Origin of the sequence: Flavobacterium sp. SM15 (assembly GCF_022012335.1) — a bacterium.
GTDB lineage: Bacteria > Bacteroidota > Bacteroidia > Flavobacteriales > Flavobacteriaceae > Flavobacterium.
The window spans coordinates 240917-260930 of sequence record NZ_JAKLTO010000003.1 but is presented as its reverse complement, the minus strand read 5'-3'; the positions used below and the strand labels follow the sequence as shown (position 1 = coordinate 260930).

Genomic DNA, 20014 nt, shown 5'->3' with positions numbered 1-20014 from the left:
GGCTTTAACTTATTAATGAAAAACAGCTTATTTGATCAATTCAAAGCTTCGTTTTACAAAGGCAGTCAAATCTTCTCCTTTTAATAATCCCTGAGAAAGTTTTGCCAAATCTAAAGCTTGTTTTACCAAACCTTCCTGTGCGGTTTTGTCTTTTTCATTAAGAATAGCTGAGGCTAAATCCGAATTGGTATTTACCACCAAATTGTACATTTCCGGGAAGTTGCCCATGCCAAACATTCCGCCGCCGGTTTGACTCATTTCTTTCATACGGCGCATAAATTCCGGCTGAGTAATCATAAACGGAGCAGTTGTACTGTCCAAAGCTTCAAGTTGTACGGAATAAGTAGTCTTCGGAACAATTTCTTCTAAAGTATTTTTCAGACTTTCTTTTTCCTGATCAGATAATTTTGAAATCGCTGCATCGTCTTTTTTGATAAGGTTATCGATATGATCCGAATCTACACGAGTAAACACAAGGTTTTCGTTATCGGCTTCTAATTTTTGAATCAGATGGGAAACAATTGGCGAATCTAAAAGTAAAATCTGATACCCTTTTTCTTTGGCCTGATCGATATAACTGTGCTGTGCATCTTGGTTGGATGCGTATAAAACAACCAGTTTTCCGTCTTTATCGGTTTGGTTTTCCTTTAAAGATTCTTTTAATTCGTCAAGCGTATAATATTTTTTGTCAACGGTTGGATACAAAACAAAAGCGCCGGCCTTTTCGTAAAATTTCGGTTCCGAAAGCATTCCGTATTCCAAAACGATTTTGATGTCGTTCCATTTCTGTTCAAAATCTTCACGGTTTTCCGAAAATAACAATTTCAATTTATCGGCAACTTTACGGGTAATATAATTCGAAATTTTCTTAACCGCACCATCTGCCTGTAAATAAGAGCGAGAGACATTTAGCGGAATATCCGGAGAATCGATAACTCCTTTAAGCATGGTTAAAAACTCTGGAACAATACCTTCTACATTATCGGTTACGAAAACCTGATTTTGGTATAATTGAATTTTGTCTTTCTGGATTTGTAAATCGGCAGACATTTTCGGGAAGAACAGAATTCCTGTTAAGTTGAACGGATAATCTACATTCAGGTGAATGTTAAAAAGCGGCTCCTCAAACTGCATCGGGTACAATTCGCGGTAGAAGTTTTTGTAGTCTTCATCGCTAAGTTCGCTTGGCTGTTTAGTCCAGGCTGGACTTGGATTATTGATGATGTTGTCTACCTCAATTTCTTCCATTTTTTCCTCTTCGCCAACGCCAAAAGCTTTTTGTTCTTTTCGGGTTCCAAATTTAATGGGCACAGGCATGAACTTGTTGTATTTGGTCAGCAATTCACGAATTTTACCTTCTTCGAGAAATTCTAAAGAATCTTCGGCAATATGAAGGATGATTTCGGTTCCTCTTTCGGTTTTTGCATGAGGCTCTAGAGTAAATTCCGGGCTGCCGTCACAAGTCCAGTGTGCTGCCGGTTCGTCTTTGTGGGATTTGGTAATGATTTCCACCTTTTCTGCTACCATAAATGCAGAGTAAAACCCTAAACCGAAGTGACCAATGATGCCGCTGTCTTTTGCAGAATCTTTGTATTTCTCTAAAAACTCTTCTGCTCCTGAAAACGCAACCTGATTGATGTATTTTTCAACTTCCTCGGCGCTCATTCCCAATCCTTGGTCGATTACATGAAGTTTTTTGGCTTCTTTATCGAGTTTTATTTCAATAATTGGGTTGCCATATTCTACTTTTGCTTCGCCAATGCTGGTTAAGTGTTTCAGTTTTAATGTAGCATCAGTAGCATTAGAAACCAGTTCGCGTAAAAAGATTTCATGGTCGCTGTATAAAAATTTCTTGATTAAGGGAAAGATGTTTTCTACCGAAACATTGATTTTTCCTGTTGTCATATGATTTGATTTTAATTTAAACTTATGTTGTGATCAAGTCAAATTAAATACCAAAAGCTGAAATCGTGACAAAATGACATAAATGTTAAAAAATGGATAATTGCTTTTTAGAATGGCATTTATTTGTAAATTTAGTACGGTTTTAATTACTAAAATAGTTCGTTTAATCAATTCGATAAATTATGAGAAAGTATGTAATACTGAGTCTTTTAATGATTTTTGTTTTTTCCTGCAAACCTACCGTAGACAGTAGATCTCAAGTCAATTTAAAAGGAAAATGGACAGTTACCAATGTGAGTTATCCCGGTTCGGAGTATTTTAAGGCGACTTCGTTTCAGATTGCCGAGTCCAAGTGTTTTGTTGGAAGTACTTGGCAGTTTGTATCCAATAACAATACCGGTACCATGACTTTAAACCAATGTACTGATTTTAGCAGTGATATTGTTTGGTCAATTACGCCTGAGAAAGAGTTTACCTTAAAGTTTATTGGTGAGAAAGCCAAAGCAAGAAAAGTAACGCAAGGCTTTCGCTTAAGAATTGCCAATCAGACAGGAAATTCATTTCAATTGATTGATAAAATCAATGTGGGAGGAAGTGTTTCTGATTTAGTGTACCAATTTGAAAAAGTTAATTAATAAAGTAAAAATATGAAAAGAGTAAGCATTTGTATTCTGGCATTAAGCCTTACAGCCGGTTCGGTTTTTACGAGTTGTAGTTCGGTTAAAAACGCGAATAATACCCAAAAAGGAGCTGTAATAGGAGCTGTGGGAGGCGCCGTTATTGGAGGTGTTCTCGGGAATAACTTAGGAAAAGGAGGGAAAGGAGCTTTAGGAGCTGTTTTAGGAGGTGTTATCGGAGGAACTGCCGGGGCAATTATCGGTAGAAGTATGGATAAGCAAGCTCGTGAAATAAAAGAAGCGCTACCAGGTGTAGAAGTTGAACGAGTTGGAGAAGGTATTAAATTGGTTCTTGGTGAAAATTCAGTGAATTTTGATTTTAACAAATCGACCTTAACTCCTACGGCTAAGCAAAACTTGGATAAATTAGTTCCGGTTTTTAAACAATATCCTGATACAGACATTCAAATTTACGGATATACCGACAGTAAAGGTTCTGATGAATATAATTTGAATTTATCAACCCAACGTTCGGCATCTGTTAGGAATTATCTTGACAGTAAAGGACTTGCAGGTTCTAGATTTAAAACAACTGGTTTAGGTGAAGCAGATCCGATTGCGAGTAACGATACAGACGCCGGTAGAGCTAAAAACCGCCGTGTGGAGTTTGCCATCACTGCTAACGATAAAATGGTTCAAGACGCTAAAAAAGAAGCTGGAAATTAAATTCCGGATATACAGCAATAAAAAATCCCACATATTGGTGGGATTTTTTATTTTATAGATTCTCATTTATTAGTCTTTACCAAACGTATAAGAAAGACCGATGGAAATATTGTAAATAAATGTTGAAGTTGCATTTGGAGATCCTTTAAATTCAGGGCTGGTGTAAGTATAATTCCCGTCAAACCAGTAATGTTGAGAAAGGTGAACAATACCTGTAGCATCTAAACCAACCGCTAAATTCTCTGTAATTGAATATTGAGGATTGATTCCGAAAATAATATGACCGATTTCATCAGTACCTCCTTGGGGGATGGTAACCGATTTCTGCATTGAGTATCCAACACCGGCATGAGCAAGAATGTTGAAGTATCTGCTGTAAAAATAACTTCTGTTATCAATCAGGTTTGTTAAGTTACAAGCTGCCTGAACCGATATACGGGAAACGTCAATTCCTTTTTCTGTTGGTGTTTCCTGAGTTCTGAATTTATCCATTCCATAATCCAGTTTTATTCCCCAAACATTTTCATCCAACATGTATCTTAGGCCAAAATCAAGGTGCGAAAAATCACTCAGTCCAGGGTCTTTTACACCTGAAATACCGTAATTTGCATCTATAGAAAAATTCGGATAAGCGCGCTGTCCAAAGGAGAAGGAAGTGAATAGTAATAAAAAGAAAGTTAATCTCTTAGCTGAAAATACCATATTCTGTAGGTTGAGTTTTTTTTGCAATATTAGGTATAAACTTTCGATATTTAAAAATGTTTTAAGAAAATGTGTATAACTTAAATTTTATTTAAACTGCGAATGCTGCTAAATTTGCAGACTATTTTTTATTACAATGCTTCAGATACAAAACGCTTCGTTCGGATATACCGAAAAAGAGATTATTAAATCCGTCAGCTTTGAGGTTGATATAGGGAAAAATATTGCTGTAATCGGGGAAAGCGGTTGCGGGAAAAGTACTCTTTTGAAGCTGATTTACGGTTTATACGATTTAAACCAAGGAACAATTCTTTGGGGTGAAACCGAAGTCACAGGCCCGAAATTCAATTTGGTTCCGGGAATGCCGTTTATGAAATATCTTGCTCAGGATTTCGATTTGATGCCCTACATCACCGTAGCAGAAAATGTTGGGAAGTATCTATCCAATTTTTACCCTCAGGAGAAAAAAGAACGCATAGCCGAGTTATTGGAAATTGTTGAAATGACTGAGTATGCCAATGTGAAGGCACAATTCTTAAGTGGCGGCCAGCAACAAAGAGTGGCTTTGGCAAGAGTACTTGCGCTTGAACCTGAAGTGTTATTGCTTGACGAGCCGTTCAGCCATATTGATAATTTCAGAAAAAATGCCTTGCGCCGAAATTTGTTTGCCTATCTGAAAGCTAAAGGAATTACCGTTTTGATTGCGACCCACGATAGTGTTGATGCGCTTTCTTTTGCCGATGAAACTATTGTTTTAAAAAACGGAGAAGTTATTGATAAAGGAAATTCTGCGGATATTTATAATGCGCCGAAATCAAAGTACAGTGCTTCACTTTTTGGGGAAGTAAACGAATTGCATCTTTCACAATTAATGGAAATTGATGGCCAAGACGAGCTCCTTTTCTTGTATCCGCATCAATTGAAAGTTGTGGAAAATGGGCTTATGAAAGTAGTGGTAAAGCAATCTTATTTTAAAGGAAGTCATTACCTGATTAAAGCAGCCATTGCAGGAAAAGCAATTTTTTTCGAACACAACACTGCTTTAGAACATAACAAAGAAGTAACTTTAATACTAAGTTAGATGCCAAAAGAAGATTATTTGTCAAAACAGATCAGTCAGTTGGGATTTTTTCTGAAGAAAGCATTGGAGAAACTCCTAAAACAAAACAATGAAACAGATTTGATACAATCGGTTTTGGAAATCAATCAGAAATTACAAGAAGAATTAGGTTTCGATTTAACAATTCTTGAAACGATTTCTGAAGATATGCTCATTGTTTTTTTAGAGCAGCACCCGCAATTCAGCGAAGAAAATCTTGAAACTTTAGCCGATATACTTTCTGTTTTTAAAAGCGAGAATTTCAACAGAAAGGCGTTACTGATTTACAATCACATCAATGCCAAAACCGCAACTTTTTCTTTTGAGCGAAATGCAAAAATTGAAAGTCTAAAGTTAAAGCTGTAATAAAGAAAAACCCCGAATAACGTTTCGGGGTTTTGTTTTTTAATTAATTTTTTAAATGTTTTTCTAAGAACTGATCTTGTTCCCAAAGCAAGTGGAATATGTTCTCTTTGGCAGCATAACCATGCGATTCTTTTGGTAAAAGAACCATTCTTACTGGTGCTCCTAATCCTTTTAAAGCCTGGAAATACCGCTCAGTTTGTAAGGTAAATGTTCCTGGGTTGTTGTCTGCATCACCATGAACTAACAGTAAAGGCGTTTTCATTTTCTCTGCATTCATAAAAGGCGACATCGTGTTGTACACATTCTGTGCTTCCCAGTAATTACGCTGTTCGTTCTGGAATCCGAAAGGAGTTAAGGTTCTGTTGTATGCTCCGCTTCGTGCAATTCCACAAGCAAATAAATTAGAATGCGTTAATAAATTCGCAGTCATAAATGCACCATACGAATGCCCTCCAACTGCCACTTTTTTACGGTTGATGTACCCTAAATTGTCCACAGCGTTAATTGCAGCTTCAGCATTATCAACCAATTGCGTAATGAACGTGTCGTTCGGTTCGGTTTTTCCTTCTCCGATGATTGGAAAGGCGGCATCGTCTAAAACTGCATAGCCTTTAGTTACCCAATACACGAAAGATCCATAATTAGGGAAGGTGAATTCATTCGGATTTTGACTGGTTTGTCCTGCCGAATTTTTGTCTTTGAATTCCGCGGGATAGGCCCAAATCAATAACGGAAGTTTTTCTTTTTTCGCTTTGCGGTCGTAATTGGCCGGTAAATATAAAGTTCCAGAAAGTTCCACACCATCTTTGCGTTTGTATTTGATTACTTCTTTGTAAACGTTTTTAATGCTCTCAAATGGGTTTTTAAAAGCGGTAATTGGTGAGATTTTGTCTTTCGATTTAATGTTTCTGAAGTAATAATTAGGGTATTCCGAAGGCGATTGGATTTGAACCAATACTTCTCCTTTTTTGAAATCTTCAATGGAAACGATGTCTTCTTTCTTGTTTTTGAACGCTGATTGATACAAACGTTTTGTTTTCAAAGTTTTAATGTTGAACTCGTCTATAAAAGGAAATTGTCCTTCTTTTGTAAATCCGTCACCAATTAAGTAAGCATTGTCACCTTCTAGAGCCAAAACCTGTCTTCCGAACTCATTTTTCTTGGTTTCGAAATTACCCGGATCGGAATAAATGTCCTGAGAATTTCTGTCGGAAATCACTTTAGGCGCCTGAGCCGGATTGGATGGATTAATCAAATACGTTTTTGTATTTCTGGTATCGTACCAACTATCATAAACAATTGCAGTAGTATTATTTCCCCATGTAACTCCGCTAAAACGCTGCGGTGTTTTCATTAGTGAAGTAGGCTGAGAAGTAAAAGGAGCTTCCCATAAAAAGGCTTCATCTCTAAATTCAACTTTGTTGGCAGGATCTCCACCATCCAAAGCTTCTACATAAGATAAAGTTGCAGGAGTATCATTTCTCCAGCCCATACTTCTTTTTCCTTTACGAACGGCCATAAAACCTTTAGGCATGATTTCGTTAAGCGGCACCTCGTTAACTGTTTTGATTTCTTTCCCGTTTTTGTCGTATACAACCGTTTTTTGAGGAAAACGGCTTAAAGGAACGATATAGGAAAACGGTTTTTGTACCGTGGTCAGCATCAAATAATTTCCGTCTGGTGAAAATGATTCCCCTGCGTATAAGTCTGCTTTTTTGAATAATTCTGCTTTTCCGTTTAAATCGATTTTATACAATTCGGAAGTTACCAAAGTTTCAAAATTGGTTTCGTCGGTTTTGTTTTTTAATAAATCCTGAAACGTTCTGTTTTGCGATGCTTTTCCTTCACTGTTGGAAGTAGTTGGCCCAATCGGTAAATCTTTTTTACTGTCGATTAACGCCGGACGGTTCGCTGCCATGGTTTTAACCAAGATGTTTTGCCCATCTCTGAACCAGCTGATTGGATTGCCTAAGTTGGCATTCAAATTATCGGAAGTAAGTTTGGTGGCTTTTGCAGTTGCAATATCCAAAACCCATAATTCTACACCAGAATTTGTAGTGTTGGTAAAAGCGATTTTTTTCTCATCGGGTGACCACGAAAGGTTCGTGATTTTTGCACTCTTTGGTAAACCGCTTACTTGAATTTCGTTTTTATCCTTAATGCGTCGTACTTTTAAATTATTGATGTAAGTAACCGAACTCGAAATGTTGGTAATCGGGTTGATTCTCAGTCCTCCCAAACGCATTTCTTCCTGATTTAAGTCATCAAGGTTTTTATAGGTGTTACGATAGGTTAAAAGCATCCATTCTTTTTTGGTATCCATGGTTACCGATGGCGCTCTTTCGTATTCGGCTAAAGCTAAAATCTCCTTCGATGGTTTCTGATAGGTTAGGTTTTCCTGAGCTAAAAGCGAACTTCCGGCAAGTAGCAAAAGCCAAAAACAGTTTCTTAGTTTCATGGTGTTATTTTTTAGGTTTTAAATCATTGGTCTAAAAGTACGTCAATTCTGTTACAGCTTGTGATAATTTTTTACTGAAAATCCGGTTTTTGAGCCTAATGAATTTCAATATTATCGAAAAAGAAAAAAGATTTCAGGTATAAAAATTAATTATGTTTAAATTTGTAGCCCAATTTTTAATAAAAAGATAAAGAAATGTATCATTCAAAGATTTCAGGATTAGGGTATTACGTTCCCGAAAATGTGGTAACCAATGATGATTTATCAAAAATAATGGATACCAACGACGAGTGGATTCAGGAACGAACCGGTATTCAACAAAGAAGACATGTAATTCGCGGAGAAGATACCACCACTACAATGGGTGTGAAAGCGGCCAAAATAGCCATTGAGCGCTCTGGAGTTACCAAGGAAGATATCGATTTTATCATTTTTGCTACTTTAAGCCCGGATTATTATTTTCCAGGTCCTGGGGTTTTGGTACAGCGTGATTTAGGTTTGAAAACCGTTGGCGCATTAGATGTTCGCAATCAGTGTTCCGGATTTGTTTATGCGATTTCCGTTGCCGATCAGTTCATCAAAACCGGTATGTACAAAAATATTTTGGTAATTGGTTCCGAAGTGCATTCCACTGGTTTAGACATGACCACCAGAGGACGTGGGGTTTCGGTAATTTTCGGAGACGGAGCCGGAGCAGCAGTTTTATCAAGAACAGAAGATACAACCAAAGGAATTCTTTCTACTCATTTACATTCTGAAGGACAACATGCGGAAGAATTAGCACTTCAGGCACCGGGAATGGGAAAACGTTGGGTAACCGATATCATTGCCGATAACAATCCGGACGATGAGAGTTATTATCCGTATATGAACGGGCAATTTGTATTTAAAAATGCGGTAGTTCGTTTCAGTGAAGTAATTATGGAAGGATTACAGGCCAATAATTTGCAGGTTTCCGATATCAATATGCTCATTCCGCATCAGGCAAATTTGAGAATTTCGCAATTTATTCAGCAGAAATTCAAATTGGAAGATTCACAAGTTCATAACAATATTCAGAAGTACGGAAACACAACGGCTGCTTCCATTCCAATTGCTTTAACCGAAGCTTGGGAACAAGGGAAAATTAAAGAAGGTGATTTAGTAGTCTTGGCTGCTTTCGGTTCCGGATTCACCTGGGGAAGCGTCATAATTCGCTGGTAGATATTTCTTAAACTATAAACTATACCGCAAATTTGAAGGTTTTTACTTTTGAATTTGCGGTTTTTTTGTCGGTTATCTGTTCGTTAAATCCGATGAATGAACTTTAATTTTGTAAATATTTTTTTAAATTTAAGGTCATGGTTTCTTATTAATCTCTAATTAAAAGAAGTATGGCACGAAAAGTAGTTTACAACGAAGGTCAGGCGCAATTATTTGAGAATAAATACTTGGAAATGCTGACCAAAGGAAATCCACTTTTGATCTGGAGTATGTATATTCCGATTTTGACTTATCTAATTTACAGAGCCCTTATTGTTTATCAGATTCCAGTAATGACTGCGCTTTTGCTTTTTTTTGGAGGAATAGCATACTGGACTTTTTTCGAATACCTTGCCCATCGCTATATTTTTCATTGGGTAAGTGAAAACATTCGCGTGCAGAAAGTGGCTTATGTGATGCACGGAAATCATCATGAATATCCAAGAGACCGCGATCGTCTTTTTATGCCGCCATTGCCGAGTATTATTCTGTCGACTACCTTATTCGGGTTGCATTATTTGATTTTGTGGGACTACAATTGGGCTTTTTTTCCTGGCTTTATGTTAGGCTATCTTTTATATGCTTCGATGCATTATGCTATTCACGCTTTTGAACCGCCTTTTGAATTTATGAAACCTTTATGGCGCAACCATCAGATGCATCATTACAGAAACGAACATTTAGGTTTTGGGGTAAGCAATACGTTTTGGGATAAAGTTTTCGGGACCACTTTCGATTTACGAAAACACAAAGAAGATCCCGAAAAAGCCAAGAATCTAAAGTTTGATGAATAAAAGTAAAAAACCTCGAAGTGGTTAAAGCTCCGAGGTTTTTTGGTTAAATATAAAATCGAAAAATAAAACTCTGTTTTTAGAACATTCCGCCGCCGCCTTGAGTTTCGTTGGCATCACGTTGTTTGCGCTGCATTGCTCTGTTTTTTCCACCACCGAAGTTGTAGTTGAATCCAATGTAAAACGTTTGGTTTTCCCAGTAAAATGCTCCGTACTGTCTGTAAGGGATGTTACCATCGAAAGCAAAACGCATGTTGTCAAATACGTCATTGAAACGTGCAGTTACTGTTCCTTTTCCTTTGAAAACGTTGTAGGTAGCCCCAATATCCGCTTTGTACATGTGTTTTCTTTCAAACTGTAAGCTTAAATCGCGACCACGGTACATACCGAATAGTTGGAAACGCAGGTTTTTAGTAGCCGTGAAAGTGTTGTTCATTCTTGCATTAAAGGTTGTAACGTCAACTTGTGCATTTTCAAAAATACCTGAAGTCGCGTTTTGAACAGTTCCTCTAACGGTTTTGAAATAAGCATCCGAACTTAAATTTGTAGCCCACCATTTTGTGAATTTTAAATTGGCAGAAGCTTCAATTCCGTAGGCATTGTTGTCTTTAAAGTTGTCGAACGATAAAATTTTACGGTTGGAGTTGTTCGGGTCATTGTAAACTACGCGTGAAATTTCGTCGTGAATTCTTCGGTAGAAAACACCGGTTGTGAAGGTTCCCATTTTAGTGTTACGGGTGTAATTCACTTCGAAGGAATTGGTGAATTGTGGCTCCAAAGCAGGGTTTCCTTTTGATTCCATTAAAGGTGTTGTCCATTCTCTAATCGGGCTGATTTGTCCTATGCTTGGACGGTCCACACGTCTTGAATAGTTGAAGTTGAATGAATTTTTTTCACTCATAGTATAAGTTACAAAAGCTGACGGATATACTGTAAAAATGTTGTCACTTACTTTTTGTAAATCGTTTGAGGTTGTTGTAGGAATAACATTGTTTGATTTGTATTCGGTAGTGTGTCGGTTAAAATCTGCATCAATGTTATAGTATTCGAAACGCATCCCGATTTGAGAGCTCCATTTGCTGTTCCATTCCGTACCGAAATTGGTATAAACCGCACTAATGTCTCTGCTAAATTTGAAATCGTAGTTTATATCGCTGCTAAAGTCGTAAGGAGTTGCATATTCTCGTCCTTTTTCAGTAGCACTAAAATCACTTTGTGTGTTTTGGATTCTGGTCTCAGCACCTAATTCCAACTTAGTTCTTTTAGTAATCGGGTTAACATAATCGATGTTCATTTGAATGTAATCGGTTACTCCGTCAATATAGTTTCTTGAAGTAGAATCTTTAAACAAATCGCCATCATCTTCTACAGTTGAATTGTTGTATTTTGTGTCTTCGTTGTTTTTAGTTTTGGAATAGTTTAACTGTACCTCAAGATTTTCTCCTTTTTTATCGAAATCGTGTTTGAAATCTAAATCATAGGTTTGATTTTTGTTTTCATTCTCGTTGCTGTAAAACTGATTATTGTCATTGTTTGCAGGACTGAAATAGTTTACAATGGTTTTCCCGAAACCGTCCGTATGTGTTAAGTTTTGGTTGGTGTAAACCGATAGCGTATTTTTTTCATTGATGTAGTAATCCATTCCTAATTTAAGAAGGTGGGAATTACTTAGGTTGCGGAATTCAAAGTCCTGTAAGTTTTCCTGCGTTGGATTCGAACTGTTAACATAACCGTGGTTTGCGTTTATTCCGTGGTTTAAACCGTAGTTTGCGTAGAAATTTACTTTTCCAACTTTGTAATTCAGGTTTAAGGCAGAGTTGGTTTTTGGAGTTTTACCAAAAGTAACTCCGGTGTTGATTGAACCGTTAAAACCGGTATTTGCGTTTTTGTGTAAAATAATGTTGATGATCCCGCTCATTCCTTCTGGGTTGTATTTTGCTGAAGGATTAGTGATTAACTCCACTTGTTTAATAGAAGAAGAAGGGATTTGTTGTAACAATTGAGCAGCATCTACGTTAGATGGTTTTCCGTCAATTAAAATTCGCACATTACTGTTTCCTCTTAAACTGATTTCTTTGGTTTGTGGGTCGATGCTTACCGTTGGAACGTTGTTTAAAATTTCAGATGCAGTTGTTCCGGAGGCAATTAAATCTTTACCAACGTTTACAACTTTTCGGTCTATTTTCTGAACAATGTTCGAGCGTTCTGCCACTACATTAACACCTTCAAGTTGAGTGGCTTCCGATTCGATAGCGATGCTTCCCAAGTTTAAAGATTTGTCTGCAGCGCTCAAGGTAATGGAGCGGATTAGTTTTTTGTAACCTATAAATTGAACTTCAAGTGTGTAGCTTTTTAGTTCAAGATTTTTAATGTCAAAATTTCCATTGTCTTGTGACACGGCACCGGTAACCACTTTGTCACCTTCTTTGATCGATACAGATGCGTATCCGATAGGCTCTTTAGTGGTTTTGTCGATAATTTTTCCTGAAACGCTGCCGGTATTTCCAGAAGCAGTCATTGGCGCCTGAGCATAAATTGAACTTAAAGAGCTCAATAAGCAGACGATAAAAAGTTTAAGTTTCATTGTGTAAAATTGGTTTGATTTGATTGATGTTGCGTGTTTAGATATTCAATGTCTGTATGACTCAAAGCGAAGGGTTTTGTTACACACCTCGTTTGTTTTTTTATGAATTTAAAATGATTATAAATAACTATGTTTTTTTAAAACGGAAAATCTTGTTGCTTGCCAGTTAATTAGTATCTTTGCACCCTTAAAAACAGAATATATGACACTTCAACAAATTCTTACGGAAAAAATCCAGAAAGCAGTTCAGGATTTATTTGATGTTGCACTCGATAAAGTGGAATTTCAGGCTACCCGTCGGGAATTTGAAGGAGATATTACCGTGGTGATTTTCCCGCTTTTGAAATTGGTGAAGAGCAATCCGGTAGAACTAGGAAATAAAATAGGCGATTATTTGGTTCAGAATGTTGCTGAAGTGAGTCGTTTTAACGTAGTTTCCGGATTTTTAAACATCGTAATTTCTGATTCGTACTACCTGAATTTTTTCAATGGAATCAAATCTCAAGAGAAATTCGGTTTTGTATTGCCAAAAGAAGGGGATAAAGCGGTTTTAGTGGAATATTCGTCGCCAAATACCAATAAGCCTTTGCACTTAGGGCACATTAGAAACAATCTGTTAGGGTACTCAGTTGCGGAAATCTTAAAAGCATCGGGTAAGAAAGTGTACAAAACCCAAATCATTAACGATAGAGGAATCCACATCTGTAAATCGATGCTGGCCTGGCAAAAGTTTGGTAACGGAGAAACACCGGCAACTTCAGGACTAAAAGGTGATAAACTGGTTGGGAAATATTATGTAGAGTTTGATAAAGCATACAAAGCGGAAATAAGCGAGTTAATTGCACAGGGTAAAACAGAAGACGAAGCTAAAAAACAAGCGCCAGTCATTTTGGAAGCACAACAAATGCTTTTGGATTGGGAAGCTGGTAAACCTGAAGTGATCGAACTTTGGAAAACCATGAACCAATGGGTGTATGACGGATTCGGTGAAACCTATAAAAACCTTGGTGTAAATTTTGATTCCTATTATTATGAGAGCAATACTTATTTATTAGGGAAAGAAGTCGTGCAGTTTGGTTTGGAGAAAGGGATTTTTGAAAAAGATCCGGACGGTTCGGTTTGGATTGATCTTACTGCTGAAGGATTGGATCGTAAAATTGTATTGCGCTCGGACGGTACTGCGGTTTATATGACGCAAGATATCGGAACAGCTATTCAACGTGTAAAAGACAATCCGGATGTTGGTGGAATGGTGTACACCGTAGGAAACGAGCAGGATTACCACTTTAAAGTATTGTTTCTGATCCTGAAAAAACTTGGTTTTGAATGGGCGGAGGATTTGTATCACTTGTCTTACGGAATGGTGGAATTGCCTTCTGGTAAAATGAAATCCCGAGAAGGAACTGTGGTTGATGCCGATGATTTAATGGAAGAAATGACGGCGACTGCACAATCCATTTCCGAAGAATTAGGGAAATTAGACGGTTATTCTGATGCTGAAAAAGCGGAATTGTATAAAATAATCGGTTTAGGTGCGTTGAAATATTTCATGCTGAAAGTCGATCCAAAGAAAAACATGATGTTCAATCCGGAAGAATCCGTTGATTTTGCTGGAAACACAGGGCCTTTCATTCAATATACTTATGCGAGAATCCAATCAATTTTAAGAAGAGCCGATTTCGATTTAAGCCAAACCGTTCAGGTGGAATTGCATGAAAAAGAAAAAGAGCTAATAAAATTAGTGGAGCTGTTTCCTGCTGAAATTCAAGATGCTGCTAAGAATCACAGTCCGGCTTTAATAGCAAATTATATTTATGATTTAGTGCGTGAATACAATTCGTTTTACCAAGCTGTTCCAATTTTAGGCGAAGAAGATCAGGAAAAGAAAGTGTTCCGTGCTCAATTGTCTCAAAAAGTAGGGGAAGTAATCAAATCAGCGTTCGGCTTATTGGGAATCAATGTTCCTGATCGAATGTAAGTAATTATAAGTTCCGGATTATGAGTTGAAAAATGACTTGTAATTCGTAACTCATAACTCATAATTTTAAAGTGAATCAACATAAATCATATTTTGTTCAATCGTTAGCCATTTTTGCCATTTCCATTGTGGCGTTTATCGGCTTTAAATCGTTTTTGCCAAAGAAAATTTTCTCGGAAAACACCACCAATTCCAAAAATGTGGTGATTGATAGTTTGTTGTTGGAAGCAATTGAAGAAGAAAATGCTGCGGAAGAAGGCGATACGCTTTCCAATCAACCTATTACTTTTACTGCGGTGGATGGAATTACTTTTCCCGATGAAACCTTCAGTGATTATAAAGGATTTCAGCATTTGGTTCAGTTTTACGAGAAATTGTATCAGTTGGAAACCACGCATCAGGGAAATGTTCGTATTGCTTACTTTGGAGATTCCATGACTGATGGGGATATGATCGTTCAGGATTTCAGAACCAATTTTCAAAACCAGTTTGGTGGTCAAGGGGTTGGTTTTGTCAATATTACTTCAGAATCTGCCGCTTCAAGAAATTCTATCAAACACGAATTTTCAACCAACTGGAAAACGCAATCCTATCTTAATGTAAAAAAACCGCGTAGTCCTTTCGGTGTGAACGGGCACGTGTTTTTTGCCAATGATACGGCTCATGTAGAATGGGTTAAATATCAAGCAAGTAAGCTTAAAAATCTAACGGAATTGTACAATCCGACGCTTTTCTATGGAAAATCAACCAATAAATCGGGTAAGATTGCCCTAAAAGTGGGTGCTGATACAATTTATAAAAAGCTGTCACCAAACAAATTAGTGAACACGCTAGTAATTGGGAACACTTCTAAAAGCCTTAAGGTTGATTTCGTAAAAGCGGATTCCATTCCAATTTACGGATTCAATTTCGACGATGGAAAAGGCGTTCATGTGGATAATTTCTCCAACAGAGGAAATTCAGGTTTGCCGATTTCGACTTTTAATACTGAAGTGATGCGTCAGTTTCAGGACAAATTGGGTTACGATTTGATTGTACTTCACTACGGAACCAACGTTTTGAATTACGGCTCGTTAAACTATTCTTGGTACGAAAAACGTATGAAGCGCGTAGTGAACCATTTGAAGGAATGTTTTCCGGGTGTGGCGATTCTGGTTATTTCCACTGCAGATAAATCTACAAAATACGATTTGGAAATGAAAACGGATTCTGCGGTTGTCCCATTAACTTTAGCACAGAAAAAATACGCCGTACAATCGGAAGCGGCTTACGTTAATTTATACACTTTGATGGGTGGTGACGGATCGATGGTAAAATGGGTGGAAGATGCTCCGGCCTCGGCGAATAAAGATTATACGCATTTTAATTTCAGAGGAGCCAAACGCATTTCGTCTTTAATCTATAATCAGATTTATGGAGGTTATGAGCAATTTAAAAAGTTACGCGCCAATCGAAAAGTTGCAAAACCTGTTGTTAAGAAGGATTCGGTAACGGTTAAAAAAGACAGTGTTCATGCAGAATAAATTCTTCATAACCTTTTTAGGAATACTATTTTCAGTATCGCTTTCTGCTCAAGTGGTAGATTCTACTTCGGTGGAAGTGGATACTTTGGGGATGGAAGAAAAAGTGAGTTACGGAGAAAATGCGATTTACAACACAAAGGCTCTTGATAAATTCTTTGAAAAATTATATTTGCTTGAAACCACAAAATCTGGAAAAGTGCGTGTGGTTCATATTGGAGATTCTCATATTCAGGCCGATTTTTTTACAGGAGTAATACGTAAAAACCTTCAGGAGAAATTCGGAAATGGTGGTTTAGGATTTTCGTTTCCGCACAATCTGGCTAGAACCAACGGGAATTATTTCATTCGCTATTCTTCCAATGAATCGTGGAACAACCATCGTCTTACCAAAGAAAAAAATGGAAGTCCCATCGGTTTAAGCGGAATTTCCTTAACTACAAGAGCCAAAGATTTTGCGGTGGAAATCAACGTAAAAGACAATGCTTATCAGTTTAATACGTTGAAAATCGTTTCACCACAAAATCAGAACATGTTTGAGGTGGCAACAGCCAAGAAAGTAATTACGCTCGAGTCGAATGTGCCAAAGAAAATCGTTCATAAAATCAAAAACGGGGAAGCAATTTCCATTATTGCAGATAAATACGGTATTTCTGTTGCAGAATTAAAGCGTTACAACGCAATGAAATCCGATAAAATCCGAGCAGGGAAAACCTTGAAGATTCCAACTAGTGAAATGCAAAAACGCAGTGTGAAACGTTCAGAATTTATTCCACTTTCACTAACGGATGAAGTAAATGCGCATTCGTTTTACTCGGAAACGTTGATGGATAAAATCTACTTGATTCCCAATAAAGCAGCATCAAATTTTGCATTAAACGGATTGGTTTTTGAAAAAAATGAACCGGGAATCACCTATAGTGCAATCGGGGTAAACGGAGCTAAAGCTTCTGATTACAATAAATATCCATTGTTTTTCGAACAAATTCCAGCCTTACAAGCTGATTTGATTATCGTTTCCTTAGGAACCAACGAAACGTTTGACAAAATGCCTTCCGTAGATTATATGTCCCAGCTCAATACATTGATTGCCAACATCAAAGTCAAAAATCCGAATGTGGAAGTTTTGGTAATGTCGACGCCACCCTCTTTATTGTACCGCCGTTCGCTGAACCGTTTTGCGGATGCTTATGCAAGAGATATTAATGCGCAAGCAACGGTTGTAAATCATGCTTCTTGGGATTTGTTCGCCATTATGGGTGGAATGTATGGAGTAAATCGAAATTACAGACAGGGTTTAATGTCTTCAGATAAAGTGCATTACACCAAATCCGGTTATGAAAAGCAAGGACAGCTTTTCAGCCAAGCCCTTATAAACGCCTACGAAAATTTTAAAGTAACGAAGAAGAATTAATATGCAGGATTGGTTTACCCAAAATATAGCCTCATTGTTTACCGATATTACCGCCGAAACGGTTAAAAACTGGTTTGTGTTCAACCCTAAAGAACCGATTTTGTTTAATACTGCCTTGTTTCTAGGTTTGTTTCTGGTTTTCTATAGTTTTTATATTGCCCTGAAAAACACGTTTTACCCTCGTTTGGTGTACGTGATTTTGTTCTCGCTGTTTTTCTATTACAAATCGAGCGGGATTTTCTTTTTGCTGTTATTGGGTTCGTCTGTTGTAGATTACAATTTAGGAAATCTGGTACACCGCACGCAAAGTGTGTTGAACAAAAAGTTGTGTTTGGCGTTCAGTGTGGTTTTAAATCTTGGTTTCTTGGGATATTTCAAATACACGAATTTCGCTATCGATACGTATAATTCGATTTCAGGAGGACATTTTGAGTTTCAGAAAATTATTTTGCCTGTCGGGATTTCGTTTTATACGTTCCAGTCTATCAGTTATATCATTGAGATTTACAGAAAAGAAATCGAACCGACGAAAAATTACATTGATTACTTGTTCTTCGTTTCGTTCTTTCCGCAGTTGGTAGCCGGGCCGATTGTTCGTGCCAAAGATTTCCTTCCTCAGATTTATCAGAAGTTAAATGTAACCAAAGACGATATTAACCGTGCTTTCCTTTTGATTATTGGCGGATTGATCAAGAAAACAGTTGTTTCCGATTATATCTCGATTAACTTCGTGGATCGTGTTTTTGATGCGCCTTCAAGTTATACGGCTTTTGAAAACTTAATGGCTTCCTATGGGTATGCGATTCAGATTTACTGTGACTTTTCAGGTTATTCCGATATGGCGATTGGAGTGGCATTATTGCTTGGTTTTAAATTACCGACAAACTTTAGAACACCTTATCAATCCGCATCTATTACAGAATTTTGGAGAAGATGGCACATTTCCTTATCGACTTGGTTGAAAGACTTTTTATACATTTCAGTAGGAGGGAACCGTAACGGAACTTTTGCAGGTTTCCTGTTCCCGGCCTTGTTCTTCTTTGGATTAATTGTTTGGGGAATTACATATGCACCTACCAGTAACATTCCATTGATTATAGCGGTGTCAGCAACAGTAATTTTCTCATTAACTTTTTTACTGTCAAAGGAAAAAGAACGCACAATGTTTACCAACGTAAATCTAATGACCACAATGTTATTAGGAGGATTATGGCATGGTGCAAGTTTACGTTTCATTATTTGGGGAGCCTTACACGGTCTGGCTTTGGCGGTACATAAAATATTCATGGAATTCTTTCCTTCCCAAAAAGAGAGCAAACCTACATTTTTAGGAGGTGTTTGGAAGGTTTTATCCGTAATAGCAACGTTTCATTTTGTAGCATTCTGCTGGATTTTCTTCCGAGCGAAAGATTTTGATACCGCGGTTCAGGTTATCAATAACATCGGGAAAGTAACATTCGATTTACAGCAATGGATGATAATTGCCGAAGGTTATAAAAACGTTTTTCTTTTAATGGCAATTGGATTTATTTGGCATTTCCTTCCTGAGAAACTGGTTGAAGCTATGCAGTCGGTATTCAAAGCTTTGCCAATTATAGGAAAAGCAATTGTTTTAGGCTTGGTGTATTGGTTGGTGTACGCGATGGCATCAGCAGGTCCGCAGCCGTTTATCTATTTTCAGTTTTAACTATTTTTTTGGTTTTCGATTAAACAAAATTTATATATTTGGCTTCAAGATTAATAAAAACCTATTTAAATTATATCATTATGAAAAAAATGACGGCAATCGTAGCAGTAGCTTTATTTACATTGTCAATGAATGTAACTGCTCAGGAGAAAAAAACTGCAACACCAGCTAAAAAAGAAACTACTACAACAAAAAAAGAAGCTTGCTCTAAAGAAGAGAAAAAAGCTTGTGCAACTGGTGAGAAAAAAGCTTGTTGCGCTCATAAAAAAGCATAATTACAATCTTTGTAAGAATAAAAGCGTCTCCATTGTGAGGCGTTTTTTTATTTTGAGTGCTACAAAAAATGCCTTAACTTTAAGGGATAAAATCAGACAAGTATGAAAAGAGTATTTAATTTTTTGATATTGGCGATTCTGTTGGTATTTGCAATAGGTTGTGATGATAATGATGACACGGTAATGACTAACAATAACAGTCAATTAATTGCTGCAATAAACTCAACGGTTACTTCAGGAACTTGGAAGGTTACCCTTTTTAACGATTCAGGAACCGATGAGACTAATCACTTTGCAGGCTACAATTTCACTTTCGCTTCAGGCGGGGTTTTAACAGCTACCAATGGTACAAATACTTATACTGGAATTTGGTCGGTTACCGACAGTAACAGTAATGACGATAATCCGGATGATGTTCATTTCAATATCCAGTTCACAACACCGGTAGATTTTACGGATCTTACCGATGATTGGCATGTTTCAGAACGCACCGATGCTAAAATTCGTCTAATGGATGTTAGTGGAGGCGGAGGGGGAACCGATCTTTTAACTTTCGAAAAGAATTAAATTATAACCAGTCTTCGGGCTGGTTTTTTTATTATTGATATTATAAAACTTTGCCGCTCTGCAACTTTGAACCTTTGCGACTT

Annotated in this window: 16 protein-coding genes; 12 read left to right on the top strand and 4 right to left on the bottom strand. The window is 37.2% G+C overall.

Annotated features, from left to right (window positions below; all coding sequences use genetic code 11):
* Nucleotides 1-27 precede the first annotated feature (27 nt).
* Entirely contained in the window at nucleotides 28-1905 is a 1878-nt protein-coding gene (gene htpG / locus LZZ90_RS06815) for a molecular chaperone HtpG (RefSeq protein WP_237789940.1), read from the bottom strand.
* A 182-nt stretch (nucleotides 1906-2087) separates the two neighbouring features.
* On the opposite strand from htpG, the gene LZZ90_RS06810 reads away from it, so the two are divergent.
* Nucleotides 2088-2540, top strand: coding sequence for a lipocalin family protein (locus LZZ90_RS06810; RefSeq protein ID WP_237789939.1), 453 nt, complete (start codon nucleotides 2088-2090; stop codon nucleotides 2538-2540).
* A 12-nt stretch (nucleotides 2541-2552) separates the two neighbouring features.
* Entirely contained in the window at nucleotides 2553-3248 is a 696-nt protein-coding gene (locus LZZ90_RS06805) for an OmpA family protein (protein WP_237789938.1), read from the top strand.
* A 69-nt stretch (nucleotides 3249-3317) separates the two neighbouring features.
* Here LZZ90_RS06805 and LZZ90_RS06800 read toward each other — a convergent pair whose 3' ends face one another.
* The gene (locus LZZ90_RS06800; RefSeq protein ID WP_237789937.1) at nucleotides 3318-3950 is read right to left on the bottom strand and encodes an outer membrane beta-barrel protein; all 633 of its coding nucleotides are present in this window, start codon (nucleotides 3948-3950) and stop codon (nucleotides 3318-3320) included.
* A gap of 136 nt (nucleotides 3951-4086) precedes the next feature.
* On the opposite strand from LZZ90_RS06800, the gene LZZ90_RS06795 reads away from it, so the two are divergent.
* Together LZZ90_RS06795 and LZZ90_RS06790 are read left to right on the top strand one after the other, a co-directional pair.
* Nucleotides 4087-5031 carry an ABC transporter ATP-binding protein gene (locus tag LZZ90_RS06795; protein ID WP_237789936.1) on the top strand — a complete coding sequence of 315 codons (945 nt, stop codon included), beginning with the start codon at nucleotides 4087-4089 and terminating at the stop codon, nucleotides 5029-5031.
* A gap of 18 nt (nucleotides 5032-5049) precedes the next feature.
* The gene (locus LZZ90_RS06790; protein ID WP_237789935.1) at nucleotides 5050-5415 is read left to right on the top strand and encodes a hypothetical protein; all 366 of its coding nucleotides are present in this window, start codon (nucleotides 5050-5052) and stop codon (nucleotides 5413-5415) included.
* 43 nt (nucleotides 5416-5458) lie between these two features.
* Here LZZ90_RS06790 and LZZ90_RS06785 read toward each other — a convergent pair whose 3' ends face one another.
* Nucleotides 5459-7873 carry a prolyl oligopeptidase family serine peptidase gene (locus tag LZZ90_RS06785; protein ID WP_237789934.1) on the bottom strand — a complete coding sequence of 805 codons (2415 nt, stop codon included), beginning with the start codon at nucleotides 7871-7873 and terminating at the stop codon, nucleotides 5459-5461.
* A gap of 195 nt (nucleotides 7874-8068) precedes the next feature.
* On the opposite strand from LZZ90_RS06785, the gene LZZ90_RS06780 reads away from it, so the two are divergent.
* Together LZZ90_RS06780 and LZZ90_RS06775 are read left to right on the top strand one after the other, a co-directional pair.
* Nucleotides 8069-9076, top strand: a complete 1008-nt coding sequence (locus LZZ90_RS06780) for a 3-oxoacyl-ACP synthase III family protein (protein ID WP_237789933.1) — start codon at nucleotides 8069-8071, stop codon at nucleotides 9074-9076.
* Nucleotides 9077-9246: 170 nt separating this feature from the next.
* Nucleotides 9247-9909, top strand: a complete 663-nt coding sequence (locus LZZ90_RS06775) for a sterol desaturase family protein (RefSeq protein ID WP_237789932.1) — start codon at nucleotides 9247-9249, stop codon at nucleotides 9907-9909.
* 76 nt (nucleotides 9910-9985) lie between these two features.
* Here LZZ90_RS06775 and LZZ90_RS06770 read toward each other — a convergent pair whose 3' ends face one another.
* The gene (locus tag LZZ90_RS06770; RefSeq protein WP_237789931.1) at nucleotides 9986-12490 is read right to left on the bottom strand and encodes an outer membrane beta-barrel family protein; all 2505 of its coding nucleotides are present in this window, start codon (nucleotides 12488-12490) and stop codon (nucleotides 9986-9988) included.
* 202 nt (nucleotides 12491-12692) lie between these two features.
* Between LZZ90_RS06770 and argS the strand changes: the two genes are divergently transcribed.
* The 6 genes from argS to LZZ90_RS06740 all read left to right on the top strand — a co-directional run bounded on the left by argS (nucleotide 12693) and on the right by LZZ90_RS06740 (nucleotide 19931).
* The gene (gene argS, locus LZZ90_RS06765; protein ID WP_237789930.1) at nucleotides 12693-14468 is read left to right on the top strand and encodes an arginine--tRNA ligase; all 1776 of its coding nucleotides are present in this window, start codon (nucleotides 12693-12695) and stop codon (nucleotides 14466-14468) included.
* Between the two features lie 71 nt (nucleotides 14469-14539).
* Nucleotides 14540-15991: a hypothetical protein gene (locus LZZ90_RS06760; protein WP_237789929.1), complete on the top strand. Its 1452-nt coding sequence runs from the start codon at nucleotides 14540-14542 to the stop codon at nucleotides 15989-15991.
* Nucleotides 15981-17402, top strand: a complete 1422-nt coding sequence (locus tag LZZ90_RS06755) for a GDSL-type esterase/lipase family protein (protein ID WP_237789928.1) — start codon at nucleotides 15981-15983, stop codon at nucleotides 17400-17402. The genes LZZ90_RS06760 and LZZ90_RS06755 overlap by 11 nt, the downstream gene beginning before the upstream one ends.
* Before the next feature lies 1 nt (nucleotide 17403).
* Nucleotides 17404-19089: an MBOAT family protein gene (locus LZZ90_RS06750; protein WP_237789927.1), complete on the top strand. Its 1686-nt coding sequence runs from the start codon at nucleotides 17404-17406 to the stop codon at nucleotides 19087-19089.
* An 80-nt stretch (nucleotides 19090-19169) separates the two neighbouring features.
* A complete protein-coding gene (locus LZZ90_RS06745; protein ID WP_237789926.1) occupies nucleotides 19170-19364 on the top strand; it encodes a hypothetical protein in 195 nt (64 codons plus the stop codon).
* A 102-nt stretch (nucleotides 19365-19466) separates the two neighbouring features.
* Nucleotides 19467-19931 (top strand): hypothetical protein, encoded by a 465-nt coding sequence (locus tag LZZ90_RS06740; protein WP_237789925.1) that lies wholly within the window; start codon nucleotides 19467-19469, stop codon nucleotides 19929-19931.
* Nucleotides 19932-20014: the final 83 nt, after the last annotated feature.